The organism is Neorhizobium petrolearium, assembly GCF_029854435.1.
GTDB lineage: Bacteria > Pseudomonadota > Alphaproteobacteria > Rhizobiales > Rhizobiaceae > Neorhizobium > Neorhizobium petrolearium.
Genome location: NZ_CP123000.1, coordinates 1144873 through 1159954 on the forward strand (window position 1 = coordinate 1144873; position 15082 = coordinate 1159954).

Sequence of the window (15082 nt, forward strand, 5' to 3'; positions counted from 1 at the left end):
CTAATTCCTCGCCTTGCGCCAACCTGCTGCGCGGGCTTCGTCCTCTGAGCAGAACCAGCGCTCGCCGTATCGCGGGCTGATCTTCGTCGCAGCGTAGTCCTCTTGGCCGGGGACGTGAAAGATGCGTTTCCGGCTATTGATGCTGATATTGCCCTTGATGTCGCATCCGCGTGCCGATGCGGCGACCGATCCTATAAGATCACCCGCGCCGTAGTATCCGACCGCGCCAATCATGAGAACGCCGGCCAAAAGGCCAAGGACGGCCTTGGCAACCGAAAGGATGCGATTTTGCCTTTTCGGTTTCAAATGCTGGCGAGGGCTACGCATGAACATCCTCCAGTTCATGCATGGAAAGCACATAGGGATTGATGGGCGGTTTTGCAGATCATTAAAAGACGCTGGGGAACGCTGAATTGCGACGACGATCGCGGCAATTCCGGGACTCGTTCACGACTTGTGACACCTTGCGTCCAGGAGGTGCGGTTAACTGCGGCCGCTATCTGATGGGAGGGGATACCCAGCCGACGCGACAGGCGGCCCAGTGTAAGATCCGGATATCGGCAACGTTTTCACGTGCATTGCGGTATCGAGCATGGGCCATGCCCCGACGGTCTTCCCCAGCCGTAGGAAACCGGACAGGAGCGGGGTCTCCAGCGAGGCCGCACGGCCCCGTTGCTCGCGCCAGCTCAGGAAACCCATCGCCGCCCTGGCATAGGCGTGGCGGGTGTTCGGGTTGCGGGTTTGCGCGGTGAAGAATTCCAGGAGGCGGCTTCGGGCGCATGCTCTCAAATCAAATCTGAAATGTAACTATTTCAGTAACATCATGAAGTCGCATCTTACGTCTCGCCTTCCTGGGTGCTTATCGGAGGAAACAGAAACATGATATAATCTATTGTAAATAATATTTGTTTTGTGATGGTCGGTCGTCGTCCGCGGGGTTCGTGCTGAGATTGCGGAAAAGGAATATAATAAAATAAGTAACTTTCTCTGGATGAGTAAGTGAAATTGCGGTAAGGTTCGTCGCCTTGGAGATCATGTTGAACCGTCCGTTTTAAAACCGCCATCGCGGAAACGACGGACGGGCAGCTTGCGGGTGAGGACTGCAGACATGGGGCAGCGACGTGAAAGAACGATCTACCTCCGGGTCACGACGGAGGAACATGCGGCTATTGCGCAGGCAGCCGCGCAAGCGAAACTGACTGTCGTCGACTTCACCCGATCGGTGGCTCTCAGCGGTGCTGGGGCCCAACCGTACTACACCGACGAAGACCGCCTGTTGCTTCTGTGTTTGCGAGAAGAGTTGCGGGCGGAAGGCTGCAATCTCACGCGGGTTTTGATTGCTCTCAACCGTGATGGGCGTTTCGCGGAGGCACCGTTCAAGGCCGATTTGCTGAAAATGCAACGCGTGATCGCGGCTCTGTGTGTGGAGCTGTCCGCTCGAGCGAAGAAGATTACCCCGCAATCAAGGAGGGATTGAAATGCAGGCTATCGATCAAAGCTTTCTCAATGAGTGGGCCAGCAGGCGTGAGGCGCTTAAAATTGAGCTTGCGGCCAATCAGGAAAGGCGCTCGGAACTTGAGGAATGGTGGCGGCGTGCTCGCGGAGAAGTGCCGCCAGACTCGATGAGCATTTTTACCAAGAAAGGACAGCGCTTGAGCGCAAGGCGCACTGGGGGCAGGGCTGAACGCGGCATGCCTCAACGCTTTATCGCGCTCGCGCTCGGGGCCCAGCCCGCAGTCGTAAAGGTTTTGGGCTTTGGGGGCGGTGCCGGTGTCAAAAGGAAAATCAGCTATATTTCACGCGACGGTGAGGTGAAAATCGAAAACGAGCGGGGAGAAACGCGCAGCGGCAAAGATGCCGCCGATGCGACGTCGCGAGAATGGCGACCGCTTTTAAGCGACCGGAAGGCGAGCCAGGATATCGGTTTATTTGAAATTGAGGTGGCGTGGCGGCCTGCGACGGCGCGATCTGAGGATGCTGGCTTGGTTGTCGCCAGACAGGCATTTGCAGACAGGTCCTTCGCACTGGCTGCGACGCAGACCTCTGGGTCAACGCGAATTGAGGGACTGGTCGTGCTATTGTCTCCGACGGAAGGCCGCCTTGCGACCGACCGTCACGCGAGCAAGGCGATAAAGGCGAGGTTGATGGAAGCGTTCGCGAGGGAGGCGGAGGCAATAGAATTCCGGTTCACCGGAGGTGGGCATGGTATGCAGTACGGGAGGTCGCAGCTTCAAGCCCTGGTGGAGACGCATCGTGATCTGGTTCACGACGAGCGGGGCGAGCCGATCGACGACATGAAAGCCGCAAGTGAGCTTGTCGAGCAAAGGTGGCAGGCAAAGCTTGGAAGCATTCGGCCCCGTGACACCATGCATCTCGTCGTCTCTGCCCACCATGGGACGGATCCAGCCCGGTTTGAAGACGCAGTCCGCGCGTTTTTGGCGCAGGATTTCGAAGGCCATCGCTATGTCTTTACTGTTCATGATCCGGTTCACGACCCGAAACCTCAGTTGGAGGGAGGAAGACGGCCGCATATTCATGTGCATGTCGTTGTGGCAACCCTGTCAGACTATGGCGACAGGTTGACGGTTTGGATTTCCGATTTCAGGCGGTGGCGCTTGACTCTGGCAGAGAAGGCCCGTGCACGCGGCCTCAATCTGGAAATGACCGACCGCCGCGACATGCTCACCGCACCGGCATATTCGAACAAACATGTACGACCGATCAACTACCTCGGACGCACGCAGTATAAGGGCACAAGCGTCAACGGCCAGCGCCGTTATAGCGCGAAACGCTGGGAGCTACCTTATTTACCTGCAAGTGAGCGCAGCCGTGCGTATAGTTCGATTGCGCAACGGAATTGGCAGTTGTTGTCGACGGCAGGCTACACGGCACAAATCCAGCAGTTTGCAGGTTTGAAGCTCGCGCGCTTTCAGGATCTCGATCGACAATCGTTGGGCCATTCATCGCAGGCTGCGACACGTACCGTCGTGCCAGAGCAGATGGCAAGGTCGCGGGCCGGTGTCGAGCATGGCAACGAATGGCAGTCTCGAAGCGCAGATCGCAGGCCGATGAGGGAAGACGAAGGCGGGCGTTCTGGTGCGAAACACGACATGCGTGATTTGCCAGGTGCCGGATCCGAGGACATTGAACCGCGGCAAGAAAGGAACGCAAGCGCGATCGCAGGAGATCAGAGCCGCTCGCGAAATCCTCTCGCCAGAGAGCTGTGGGGGCCGTCAAAAGAGGCCGATCGAGCCGAGCCGTTCGGCAATCGGGTGAGCGACGTCGGACATGTCGCCTTCGCGGCGATAAGGCGCTTCAGAGAGGTCGTCTTTCGCTCCAAAGCCGATGCCCAAGAAATCAACGTCCTTCGGCAAGACATCAAACGAGATCTTCAAAGCAAGATTATGAAGGCAGCGGAGATCCCCGGAGCCGAGGCGGGTTTTAGCTTGCACGCGCTGGCAAGCCCTACTCATCGAGAGGCTGCACCTGCGGTCGCGAAAGACCACAGCATCGTGACGCCGGAGCGTGGAACGGCTGAGGCCTCGGGAGTGAACAGGGATCGGGAAGAAAGGATTGCAGAAGCTTCCAAGCTTCAGATCTCTTCGCCTGTCCATGAACGACGCGCTCGCGATTTCGATCGTGATGAGTATGAAAGGTGAATGGCCATTTTCTGCACGTTCACTTGAGCCGGAGCGACCGTCAATCTGCTCGGCTGCAAGAAGCTCCGGAGGCGGTCGATATATTTCCAATATCGCTTGGAAATACCAGTTCATTCCGAACAGCCGTGTTAATCTACCAGAACGTGTAGGGGGCAGGAGCCGGTTGACGGCAAAAATCGAATGGCAGCAATGATTGATGAAAGCAGTTCATGGAGATCGCATTTCGCCTGACAAATCGACGGAGGCCTATACCCGGCTCAAATCGGCGGTAACGAGCTACAGGTCTTTTCCTGGCACGTTCTTCAACATTCGAACGCTTGCCGAGCGCATGAAATTGAGCCCGACACCGATCCGCGAAGCGCTTATCCGGCTCGTTCATGAGGAGGTGATTGGTTTCGTTCCAGGCCGTGGCTACTATGTCAAACCGCTCGACATCGATGATCTGCGCGCCGATTACGAATTGACTTTCCTCATGCTGCGTTTCGCGATCGAAAAGAGCGCCAATCGGTTCAATCTTGACGATTTGCCGCCCGTTCCCACGCCCATTGACCTTCAGGGAGAAGTCGACTTGGCCGCCAACGCGTGCACCGTCTATATCGAGACCTTTTATGAACAAGTGGCTCTCTTGGCTGGCAACTTGCGTCTGGTGCGAGCCGTGCGGCAATTCAATGATCGCATAAGGCCCGTTCGGCTCTTTGCATTGCGGTCGATGCCGAGCCCAGGTGAAGTACCAGCAGATCTGAGCCGCTTTGCTGCGGCCTTGGCAAGTGGCGAGCAAAAACGGGCGCTGGGGATGCTTGAAGAGCGATGCCAGGAGATGGTTGCCGCTCTTCCGGATTTGGTGAAATCGCTCCACCTGCGCGCGCAGCACGTCCGGATGCCACTTGAGGACCTCGTCTAGTCGCCCGCCTATACGGGCACGAATTCTCCGCCATTGACGTCGATTACGGCGCCGTTGATAAAACTGGCGGCATCCGAGGCAAGGAAGTCGACAACGGCTGCGACTTCCTCCGGCCGACCCAGTCGGCCAGAGGGGATGCGCGTTCGCGCGGCGCAATTCTCCGGGCTATCTGCCGGGCCTGTCATCTCCGTAAGGATGCGGCCAGGTGCGACGGTGTTTACGGTAATTCCCGCCGCGCCATATTCGGCCACCAGCGAGCGCGAAAGGCCGGCGAGTGCGGATTTCGACACCACATAGCCGGTTCCGGCAATGCGCGGCAAGGTGCGCCCCGCGACCGAGCCGATGAAGACAATTCGGCCAAAGCCGGCTGCCGACATCGCCGGGGCTGCGAGTTGGCAACAGACCATCGCGCCCGTCAGATTGACACGAAGCGTGTCGTTCCATTCCTCCAGTGCGATACGGCTGAACTCGGTCCGTCTGCCATTTGGCTTGGGCGACCAGCCGGCATTGCAGACGAGCACTTGCGGTTCCTCCCAAAGCGAAGTTACCTTGGCAAAAAACAGTCTCAGCGCATCAGGATCTCGAATGTCGACGGTGGCCGCGTGAACCCGATGGCGTCCGAAGTCCTGTGCAAGCGCACTGCCGGCATGGCAGACCTTTTCGCGGCTCTGACTGAAGATGGCGACACGGTGTCCGCTTTCCAAAAGCTTTTGCGCGCAAGCAAAGCCGATCCCGCTGGTTCCACCCGTGACGATCGCCACGCGCCAGTGATCGCCTTGCGTCATGCCACGTCCTCCAGCTGAGCAAACAGTGACAGGGGTGGAAATGCATCGGGGCTGGTCATCACCTCAATCAACAACGGTCCGTCACCGTTAAAGGCGCGATCGAGCGCGGCGGAGAGGTCCGATCGTTCGTGAACGCGCATGGCCGCACATCCGCAGGCTTCGGCAATTTTCGCGTGATCAACTGGATTGAGATGGCAGGCGCTGGTGAAGCGTCCGAATTTCACAGTCTCCGCGTGTTTTTGAAAGCCGAGGATCCCGTTATTGAGCAGGATGACGATCACCGGTAGATTGCAGCGAACCAGCGTTTCCAGTTCGGCCCAGCTATGGGCGAAGCCACCGTCACCGACGACGATTACGACGGGATGTTGGGGAACCGCTGCCTTGGCGCCGATGGCAAGCGGAAGTCCCCAGCCGAGGCCGGCAAGTCCTCTTGGACTGATAAAGCGCATGCCGCTTTTCAGGCTGCGCAACTGACCAACGATCCACATGGAAGAATAACTGGCGTCCGCTACGACGGTGGTGTCGGGGGTGAGGTGACTTTGCAGTTCCACCATGACAAGCTCGGGACGAAGAAGCGATTTGTTTGCGTCGAGGAGCAAGCGGCGATCGTCTTCAAAGCTTGCCCAAGCCGCTGCGATCAGGGCTTCGACGTGCTTTCGGTTTGCCCGGCGGCGATGGAGGTCCTGGCGTTCGAGAAAAGCACAAAGCGCCGATAGTGTCTCGCCGGCATCGCCAACCAGGCGGATGGCCTCATAGGTGCGTCCGATCTCCTGGGGATCGACATCCACGTGAATGACGCTTGCCGTTTGAGGAATGAGGCGCCAGCTATCGGTGCCGTTCTGATTTGTGCGGGTGCCGACCAACAACACGAGATCGGCGTCATCGATGAGATCACGGCAATGGCGGCCCAGGGATCTTGGGCCGGTCAGCGTAATCACCCCCGCTGACAGTGGATGATATTCGTCCACGGCACCTTTCCCCATGTTGGTGGTGAAGACGGGGAGGTTGGCAAGTTCTTGAAGCTCGGCAAGCGCTGTAACGGCCTGGCCGTTGTGGATACCTCCTCCCACGATTGCGATCGGCGCGCGGGCTGAGGCAATGCGTTCGGCCGCATCCTGGATGAGGTTGTCATTGGGCCGGGTGAGATCCAGCGGAATCGATCCAAGACTTGAATTGCGGGCGAAACGTGCTGGCGGCGCTGGTTCGCGCAAGAGATCCGCGGGCAGAAGAAGCACCGCAGGGCCAGGCCGGCCGGATGCAGCAGCCGTGAAGGCCATGTCGACATAGTCGTCGATCCGATCGGCGCTGATGACCCGCCGCACCCACTTGGCGCAGACGCGAAAAAGATCAAGGTGATCCAATTCCTGGAAGGCGTTGCGATCGGCTTGGTTGCGCTCGACGTCCTGGACGAGGGCAATGACGGGAACGCTGGCCTTCAAAGCTTCCGCAAGCGGTGGCACGAGTAGCGTTGCGGCGGGGCCATTTTGCGCCGCGACGACTGCAACGCGACCTTTGCGGCGCGCATAACCATCGGCCATGGCGCCGCCCATATTTTCCTGTCGGTAGGCGATCTGGCGAATTCCGATCGCCTCGGCGGCGAGGATAACCGCAGATGGCAGGCTTTGGGCGAAAATGACATCGACGCCGTGTCGTTTCAGAGCAAGTGCGATACGTTCGGCAACCGTCGGGATCGAAGGGGAATTCATGCTGCTAACTCCTCGCAAACGAGCGCCTTTTCGAAGGCATCGACGATAAGTTCGATTTCGGTGTCGCCCATCGCTGTCGAGAGGCTGGCGGCGGCGCCAAAGGGCAGGATAATTCCATGCTTTTTGAAGTGGCGTCCGAGCTGGCGCATGGTATCGGCCTCGTTCCTGGAAAGATAAGCCTCCCGATATTCCCGCGGGGCCTGAAGCCTCGGATGCAGGCGAAACAGTGAAGCCGAGCCGGTGACGCTGAAAGGCGCCTCGTATTTTGCAATCACTTGCCGCAAACGCGTGCGAAGGTGATCCCCGAGCCGTTCAAGCCGCTCGAACTGCTCGGGCGTCATGGCCCTCATGCTGGCAAAGCCGGCGACCATCGAAACGGGATTGGCGGAGAACGTGCCTGCCTGAGGCAGTAGCGGCCGACCGCCTTGCCCGTCGAACACGGCCATGGCAGTCTTTTTTCCGCCGATCGCGCCGATCGGAAATCCGCCGCCGATTATTTTGCCCATGGCAATCAGATCGGCATCGAGCCCGAAGCGTGCCGATGCGCCGCTATAGCTTTGACGCAGATTAAGGACTTCGTCGGCAATAACGAGAATTCCGTATTGTCGCGCGGTTTCGACCACTGCGGTCAGGAAGGCTTCGTCTGGCTGCAGAAGTCCTGCGCGGCTGGGGACCGGGTCGATCAAAATGCAGGCCAACTGTTCGTGATGGGCTTTAATGCGGCGACGAGCACCGTCGGCGTCGTTGAAGCGAAGCAGGACAACGTCGTCGGTCACCGAACGCGGTTGACCTGGGTAACAGGGAACGCTGAAAGGCGCCTCGGGCGAGCCCCAGTTTTCGGGTGTTCCTGTTTGGCCGACTTCGGCCCAGTCATAAGCACCGTGATAGGCACCCTCGATCTTGGCGATCGCGGGACGGCCTGTGGCGGCACGGGCCGCCTTGATTGCAAACATCACGGCTTCGGTGCCGGTATTGACAAACCGAACCTGTTCTACCGCCGGAATTCTTTCGCACAACAATTCGGCAAGATTGATCTCATGCACCGTCGGATTGGAAAAACAACTGCCATCCTTGAGCGTTCGGCTGACGGCCTCGACGACCGGCTCGAAGGCATGCCCATGGATGAGTGTCGTGAAATTGTTGTTGAGGTCGAGATAACCGTTGCCGTCGACGTCGTGGACATAGGCGCCTCGGCCCCAGCCCACGTAGTCGGGACGGGGATCGCGATCAACGGTGGCGCGATTGACGCCGTCTGGAATGACGACCCGCGCCCGTCGGTAAAGATCCTCCGAGATATGCGTCGGTGGTGTTTGAAGTATCGGTGTTCGTGTCGGCATGAGTTCCTCCGGGCCGGCGGCAGGCCAGTGACACCAAAAGGAAGCCAGATTTTCAATTTTGACGCAACAAAAAAATCGAATGTGGGTTATTTTTCCAAAAAGCGCTCGGAAAGGACGTGTCGCAACTGACGGTAGCCGTCACGGATATCGGTTTCGATGGCGGCGCGCACTTCACGGGGTTCGCCATGTCGCAGTCCCTCGATTGCTGCGCAGTGGTTGCTTACGCCGGACCGGGAGATGGCAAAGGCTGGGTAAAGGTCGTTGAACGTGGCGCCGATGCGCAGCCACAATTGTTCGATCGTGGCGACCAGGATTGGCATGTTGGAGCGTTCGTAAAAGAAGAAATGAAACTCTTTGTTGGCCCATAGGGCTTCGGCATAGGCTTGCCTGTCTAGGGCCGCATTGATGCGATTTTGGATGGTTTCAAGCGCAGGAATCATATCCGGAGAGATTGCCGTTGCTCCCTTCTCGGCGGCAAGCCCTTCAAGTGCGAGGCGCATTTCTGTGACCTCCCGCAACTGTGAAAGTGTAAGGTTGGGGACGACGACCGTTTTGGGGCCGGCATAGACGAGCGCATGCTCAATCGCCAGGCGGTTCAATGCGTCGCGTGCCGGTGTGCTCGATAGTCCGAATTCCTGGGCGACCCTCCGCACTGTCAGTTTTTCTCCAGGACGGAACGATCCTCGAATCAACTTCTCCTTGAGGACTGTGTAGGCGTGATCGCCAAGGCCGACGCTTTTTCCGGATGCGCGTTCGAGAGATTCGTGTTTGTCACTCATGTCCTATTCGTCCCCCTCGAGCGATTTGAAATATTTTTGTTGCATCATGCTTTTGATAACTGTATTCATCCATAACGTGCAAAACATTATAAGTCTACCTGAGCGATAATTTGATGGAATAAAAGTATAAAAATTCAATCCTGATGAGAATATGATGATCTCACTTCGAGATTTCGGAATGAAATCGTGATAAATTCGATAGTAAAACGTATGAGATGAATGTCTGTATTTTGACATGCTTGCGATGAGGAGGATGATTTTGAAGGGCGAGACTGTAATTCTGGAAAAGATCGAGAAGAACTTTGCCGAGACGGCGGTTGTTCGCGATGTGTCGATTGCCGTCCAGGCAGGGGAATTCTTGTCGCTGTTGGGGCCGTCCGGCTCGGGAAAGACGACCCTGCTGATGATGATTGCGGGGTTTGAGGCACCAAATCGCGGGCGCATCAGTGTCGGGACGCGGGATATCACCTTCGAGGCTCCAAACAAGCGCAACGTGGGCATGGTGTTTCAAAGATATGCTCTGTTCCCGCACATGACGGTAGCACAGAACATCGCTTTTCCACTGCGTATGCGTCGCTGCAGCCGTGCGCAAGCGCGTGACCGGGTCGACGCCATGTTGGCGATGGTTCGACTGGAGGGGTTTGCCGACCGGTTGCCACAGCAATTGTCCGGGGGGCAACAGCAGCGCGTAGCGGTCGCACGAGCGCTGGTCGCCGAGCCGCCGGTTCTCTTGATGGACGAGCCTTTGAGCGCGCTCGACAAGAAGCTGCGTGAAACCATGCAGCTTGAGATCAAGCGGATTCAAAAACGGCTTGGGGTCACGGTCGTCTATGTCACTCACGACCAGGAGGAGGCGCTGACGATGTCGGATCGCGTCGCAGTCATGGCCGATGGCGAATTGATGCAGGTCGGCGCTCCCATCGACCTTTACCATCGGCCGGCCAATGCGTTCGTGGCAGGCTTTATTGGCAAGATGAATTTCCTTGAAGGCGAATATATCGGCCATGATGGCGACGAAGCGGTGATCCGCCTGTCGCAAACAGCCACTGTGAAATGCCCGATTTCCAGCGCGACGGCGGTGGCCGGCCAGCGCCTGACCGTTGCCATCCGTCCCGAGGACTTGTCCGTCCGACCGAGCGGGGATGTGAGGCCAGGCGGCTTCAAAGGCAGAGTCGAGGCCGCCCTCTTCGTCGGCGCAGCCTATGTCGTTCTGGTTGCGATCGATGGGCGAGCAGGGGAGGTAGTCGAGGCTCGCCTACCCGCCAATGGCGGATCGCTGCCGCTTGTTCCTGGCGATATCGTCGACGTCTTCGCCGAACCGTCTGCCGTGCGGTTGTTTTCCCATCAGCAGAGGCAGGCGGCATGACGACGGCAAAGACCCACAAACTGCCCGTGCGGGCCGCAATATCACTCACGAAGTCCAAATCGTGGCGCCACTATCCGATCGGCTTGTCACTCATCCTGATTATTCCGCTTTGCCTGCTGCTCGGCTTCGGATTCGTCTATCCGGTCGGGCGCCTATTGGGACAAAGCTTCTTTGCGCCCGATTTTGGCCTGGACAACTACCGCCGGCTTCTGGAAACGCCTCTTTATCTGCGCGTGCTTGGCCGGACCGTCATTGTCGCGCTGATCGTAATGGCGGCAAGCCTGGCGCTTGGCTATCCGGTGGCGCTTGCGATGGCAAGGCTCAGACGCGATCTCGCAGGCGTGGTCATGGCCTGCGTGTTGCTGCCGCTTTGGACCTCGGCGCTGGTGCGCTCCTATGCCTGGATCGTGATCCTGCAACGACGCGGCTTGGTCAATGATGTGCTTTTGGGGCTTGGCGTGATTTCCGAGCCGCTGAAGCTCATCTACACCGAGGGCGCCGTCATCCTGGCGATGACGCATGTGCTCGTGCCCTTCATGATCCTCCCGATCTTCGGTGCGATCCGGGCAATCCCGACCGAGCTCGTGCAGGCAGCCCGCAATCTCGGGGCAGGCCAGTTCACCGTGTTTGCCAGGATCCTGCTGCCGCTCAGTCTGCCCGGCATTTTCGCGGGCTGCCTGATGACCTTCATCCTCGCGCTCGGCTTTTACGTGACGCCGGCGCTTGTCGGCGGCCCAAGCAGCCTGCTGATGGCGACTTTGATCGGCCAGCAGACAACCGAGACGCTCGATTGGGGGTTTGCCGGTGCGCTGTCGACTGTTCTGCTCTGCGTCACCCTTGTGATCGTCGTCTGCTTCCGCAAGGCACTTTCCAACAACAGGGGGATTTCCAATGTCGCCTGATCTGGAGTTTGCGCTCGCGTCCCGTGAGATAGCCAACGAGGAAAACAGCTTGGTTTCCCGCAATAGCCGGTCGCTTTGGAGATGTCTCGGCGCGGTCACCGCAGGCTTTCTCATTTTGCTGATATTGCTCTTCTTGGTGCTGCCGATCGTCATCATCTTTCCCATGTCGTTCGGCAGCGCCAGCTACCTGGAGTTTCCACCGCGCGGCCTGACACTGCGCTGGTATGGTCAATACCTGTCGGACCCCGACTGGCGTGCCGCCACCTTGTTCAGTCTGAAGATTGCACTGGCGACGACGCTTTTGGCCACAATCATCGGAACGCTTGCCGCCATTGCCTTTGTGAGGGGCAGCTTCCCGGGCAAGGGCCTGTTTCAGGCGATTACGCTAAGCCCGATGATCATCCCCCACATCGTCATCGCAGTGGCCGTGTTTCTCGCGTTTGCGCCGCTCAACCTGTCCGGCAGCTTTTTGGGCTTCCTGATCGCCCACACCATGCTTGCCGTGCCGTATGTCGTGCTCACCGTGGTTGCGGCCCTGCAGCGCTTCGACACGACGCTCGAGCTCGCAGCACTCAATTGCGGCGCCGGCCGCATCCGCACCTTCTTTTCGGTCGTCCTGCCCAACATCCGTGTCGGCGTTGCAAGCGGAGCCGTATTTGCCTTCCTGGCCTCCTTTGATGAGGCGACGGTCGCGTTTTTCCTCTCCGGCATCGAAGGCAAAACCATCACCCGCAAGATGTTCGAGGACATCGACTTCAATCTGACGCCGGTAATTGCCGCGGTGTCGGTGGTGCTCACCCTCACATCGCTGCTTGTGATGGGAGCGTTGCATGTCTTCAGTCGTAATCCAGTCCCTGCTCAGCGCTAACGAACCCAACGAAAGGGATTATTTCCATGCCGATCGCAACTGCTCACTCCTTTAGACCAACAAGTCACGTCGTCAGATCATTGCGCATGCATTTGAGATCTGTCGCCTGCCTGCTGGCTTTCACGATTGCCGCCGCTCAACCGTCCTTCGCCGACGAGCAGATCGTGATTGCCACGACCGGAGGTACTTGGGAACGTCAGATGCGCGAGCATTTCTTTGACCCCTTCACCAAAGAGACCGGAATAAAGGTCGTCACTGTCTCGGGTACCGGTGCGGAGAATGTAGCCCGCGTGAAGGCGATGGCGGCGACTGGCAAAGTCGAATGGGATCTTTATCAGGCAGGCGAGATCCAGGCCGCCTCCGAGCTGCACCGGTCCCTCAACGAAGACATGACGGCCTTTTGTAGCGACTATGTCACTGACAAGGATCTGCTTTCAGACGCTTGTAATCCATCCGGGGTCTTGTTCGGTTATGGCACCACGTTGATGGTCTACAACACGGAGAGTTTCCCGAAGGATGGTCCGGCGAACTGGAAGGACTTTTTCGACGTCGATCGATTTCCAGGCCCGCGGGCGCTGCCGAACTTCAACGATCCGTGGCGGGTGATGGCTGCGGCGCTGCTTGCCGATGGTGTGGAGCCCAAGGACCTGTTCCCGCTCGATATCGACCGAGCCCTCAAGAGGCTGAACGATTTAAGGCCCCATATCGGGCTGTGGTGGAAGACCGGTGACCAGTCGACCCAAGGGTTCAGGACAGGTGAATATGTGATCGGGCAGATATGGCAGACCCGCGCGGCCGCATTAAAGCAGGAAGGCCAGCCGCTCGCCTGGCGTCAGGACCAGGCTTTCCTGGTTGGTGACCGCTGGGCGTTGATCAAGAACGCGCCAAATCGCGACAACGCGATCCGTTTCCTGCGCTATTTCCTGGACCATCCGCAAGCGCAGGCCAAGGTCTGCGAGGCGCTGACATGCACACCCGCCCGCTATTCGGCTGCCGCGGCCATGGGGGAGGCGGCTCGCGCCATGGTGCCGACATCGCCTGAAGTGTTCAGCCGGCTGATCAAGCCGGACGCGGCGTGGATCAATACCCATACGCAGCTTTTGATCGAGCGCTGGAACGAATGGAACCAGCAATAGCGTCCGTTTCAGCACATCATAGGAGAAAGATGATGACATCGAAGCCTTTTCGAGTAGCCGTCGGTCGGCTCTATCACGAATCCAACCGCCTGAATCCGCAGCCTGCCACAGAGGAACAGTTCGAGATTGAGCGGGGTGAGTTGGTCCTGAATGCTTCCGGTTCGACCTTGGCGGGAATCGTCACGGAGCTTCAGGGCGAGGCGATGATCCTGCCGACCCTTTCTGTTGCCGCACCGCCAAGCGGGTTGATCGATGATGATTTTTACCAGCGGGTCGCGCAGGAATTCTTAGACGAAATCGAGAGACTGCAACCTGATGCGGTCGTCCTTGACCTGCATGGTGCCGGTGCCACGACGCGGCTTGCTGATCTTGAAGGCGACCTGCTCTTCAGACTGCGAGCGCTGGTCGGGCCGGCCGTGCCTGTTGGCATCGGTCTGGACCTGCATGCGCATCTCACCGACGCGATGTTGCGCAATACTGATGTGTGCATTGCCTGCAAGGAAAACCCGCATTCCGACGTGGTTGAATGCGGCGCGAAGGCTGCAAGACTGATACTTCAAACGCTTCGAGGCTCGCTGTTTCCCGTGACGACGAGCGCTCGCGTGCCGATGATCTTGCCGGGAGCCGGAGAGACTGCATCTGGGCCGCTGGGAGAAATCCATGCCAAGGCCCGCGCGTTCCAAAACGCTTTCCCGGAAGTTCTCGATGTTTCGATTTACAATGTCTTCCGCTACGCAGACGATCACCATATTGGCCAGGTGGTCACCGTGATGACAAATAGGCCCGAGCCCATTTCAGCGAAGATCGCAAAGGATCTGGCGGGAGATTTTTGGCGCTACCGGGAGCGGTTCGAGGATGAACTCCTGTCGATCGATGAGGCCTTTTTGAGAGTTCGAAATGAGGCGCGGGAACGACCGTATGTCATGGCGGATATGGGGGACCGCATCCTTGCTGGCGCGCCGGGTGACAGCGTGATCCTCCTGTCGGCGGTGCTCGATGAGTTTGCCGATCTCAGGGGCGCATTGACGATCACCGATCCCGCCAGCGCCAGGGCCGCCATTGCAGCCGGCGTCGGATCGGTCGTGACGATGAAAGTTGGCGGGCAAATCACGCCGGGTTTTCGCCCGCGCGAGGTAACCGGGAAGGTATTGCATGTCAGCGACGGCAACTTCACGCTGGCTGGTCCGTTTCATGGCGGGGAGGAAAGCTCGCTAGGCGAGACTGCCGTCCTGCTGATCGATGACCGCATCTATCTGATATTGACGAGTAAGCCGGCCTTCAGTCACGACCCGGCGGTCTTCACCAGCCAGGGGATCGATATCGGCGGTCTCGATTTTGTCATCGTGAAATCCGGCTATCATTTCACGATGAACTTTGCGGGCATTGCAACGCCGCTGCTCGTTTCGACGCCCGGTGTCGGTTATTACAGAAAGGGCGCATTCACCTATGAGAAGTCGCGCTTCTGGCCGGAACATGCCGTTGACCAACCTGAGATCAATGTGGCGATTTACGGTGGTGTCAGAATGGTGACGGATGAGGAGTGCAAGGCCGCCTAATGGAAGGGCGTCGTCATCCCAAGGGGGGGGGACACGGATCTCGACATGATTGCCGGCAGCAGGCGTCGCCGTGCCGGCAATCATGGG

General features: G+C 58.4%; 13 protein-coding genes. 8 read left to right on the forward strand and 5 right to left on the reverse strand.

The window, feature by feature from the left end; genetic code table 11:
* Entirely contained in the window at positions 1 to 327 is a 327-nt protein-coding gene (locus QEO92_RS05845) for a sunset domain-containing protein (RefSeq protein ID WP_227702466.1), read from the reverse strand.
* Between the two features lie 781 nt (positions 328 to 1108).
* Between QEO92_RS05845 and QEO92_RS05850 the strand changes: the two genes are divergently transcribed.
* From QEO92_RS05850 to QEO92_RS05860, 3 genes are all read left to right on the forward strand, one after another.
* Positions 1109 to 1477, forward strand: coding sequence for a plasmid mobilization protein (locus QEO92_RS05850; RefSeq protein ID WP_037154463.1), 369 nt, complete (start codon positions 1109 to 1111; stop codon positions 1475 to 1477).
* A gap of 1 nt (position 1478) precedes the next feature.
* Entirely contained in the window at positions 1479 to 3659 is a 2181-nt protein-coding gene (locus QEO92_RS05855; RefSeq protein ID WP_227702467.1) for a relaxase/mobilization nuclease domain-containing protein, read from the forward strand.
* Positions 3660 to 3855: 196 nt separating this feature from the next.
* A complete protein-coding gene (locus tag QEO92_RS05860) occupies positions 3856 to 4560 on the forward strand; it encodes a GntR family transcriptional regulator (protein WP_037154460.1) in 705 nt (234 codons plus the stop codon).
* Between the two features lie 8 nt (positions 4561 to 4568).
* Here the strand turns inward: QEO92_RS05860 and fabG are convergent, their stop codons facing one another.
* From fabG to QEO92_RS05880, 4 genes are all read right to left on the reverse strand, one after another.
* Entirely contained in the window at positions 4569 to 5345 is a 777-nt protein-coding gene (gene fabG / locus QEO92_RS05865) for a 3-oxoacyl-ACP reductase FabG (RefSeq protein ID WP_037154458.1), read from the reverse strand.
* Positions 5342 to 7051: an acetolactate synthase catalytic subunit gene (locus QEO92_RS05870; protein WP_227702468.1), complete on the reverse strand. Its 1710-nt coding sequence runs from the start codon at positions 7049 to 7051 to the stop codon at positions 5342 to 5344. The genes fabG and QEO92_RS05870 overlap by 4 nt, the downstream gene beginning before the upstream one ends.
* Positions 7048 to 8388 carry an aspartate aminotransferase family protein gene (locus tag QEO92_RS05875; RefSeq protein WP_227702469.1) on the reverse strand — a complete coding sequence of 447 codons (1341 nt, stop codon included), beginning with the start codon at positions 8386 to 8388 and terminating at the stop codon, positions 7048 to 7050. Before QEO92_RS05875 ends, QEO92_RS05870 begins: the two co-directional genes overlap by 4 nt.
* Positions 8389 to 8474: 86 nt before the next feature.
* Positions 8475 to 9167: a GntR family transcriptional regulator gene (locus QEO92_RS05880; RefSeq protein WP_227702470.1), complete on the reverse strand. Its 693-nt coding sequence runs from the start codon at positions 9165 to 9167 to the stop codon at positions 8475 to 8477.
* A gap of 253 nt (positions 9168 to 9420) precedes the next feature.
* On the opposite strand from QEO92_RS05880, the gene QEO92_RS05885 reads away from it, so the two are divergent.
* From QEO92_RS05885 to QEO92_RS05905, 5 genes are all read left to right on the forward strand, one after another.
* A complete protein-coding gene (locus tag QEO92_RS05885; protein WP_227702471.1) occupies positions 9421 to 10533 on the forward strand; it encodes an ABC transporter ATP-binding protein in 1113 nt (370 codons plus the stop codon).
* Entirely contained in the window at positions 10530 to 11435 is a 906-nt protein-coding gene (locus QEO92_RS05890) for an ABC transporter permease (protein ID WP_227702472.1), read from the forward strand. Before QEO92_RS05885 ends, QEO92_RS05890 begins: the two co-directional genes overlap by 4 nt.
* On the forward strand, positions 11425 to 12303 hold the full coding sequence (locus QEO92_RS05895) for an ABC transporter permease (RefSeq protein ID WP_227702474.1): 879 nt from the start codon (positions 11425 to 11427) through the stop codon (positions 12301 to 12303). Before QEO92_RS05890 ends, QEO92_RS05895 begins: the two co-directional genes overlap by 11 nt.
* 86 nt (positions 12304 to 12389) lie before the next feature.
* Positions 12390 to 13439, forward strand: coding sequence for an ABC transporter substrate-binding protein (locus tag QEO92_RS05900; protein WP_227702475.1), 1050 nt, complete (start codon positions 12390 to 12392; stop codon positions 13437 to 13439).
* Between the two features lie 29 nt (positions 13440 to 13468).
* Positions 13469 to 14995, forward strand: coding sequence for a M81 family metallopeptidase (locus QEO92_RS05905; protein ID WP_280107495.1), 1527 nt, complete (start codon positions 13469 to 13471; stop codon positions 14993 to 14995).
* Positions 14996 to 15082 lie beyond the last annotated feature (87 nt).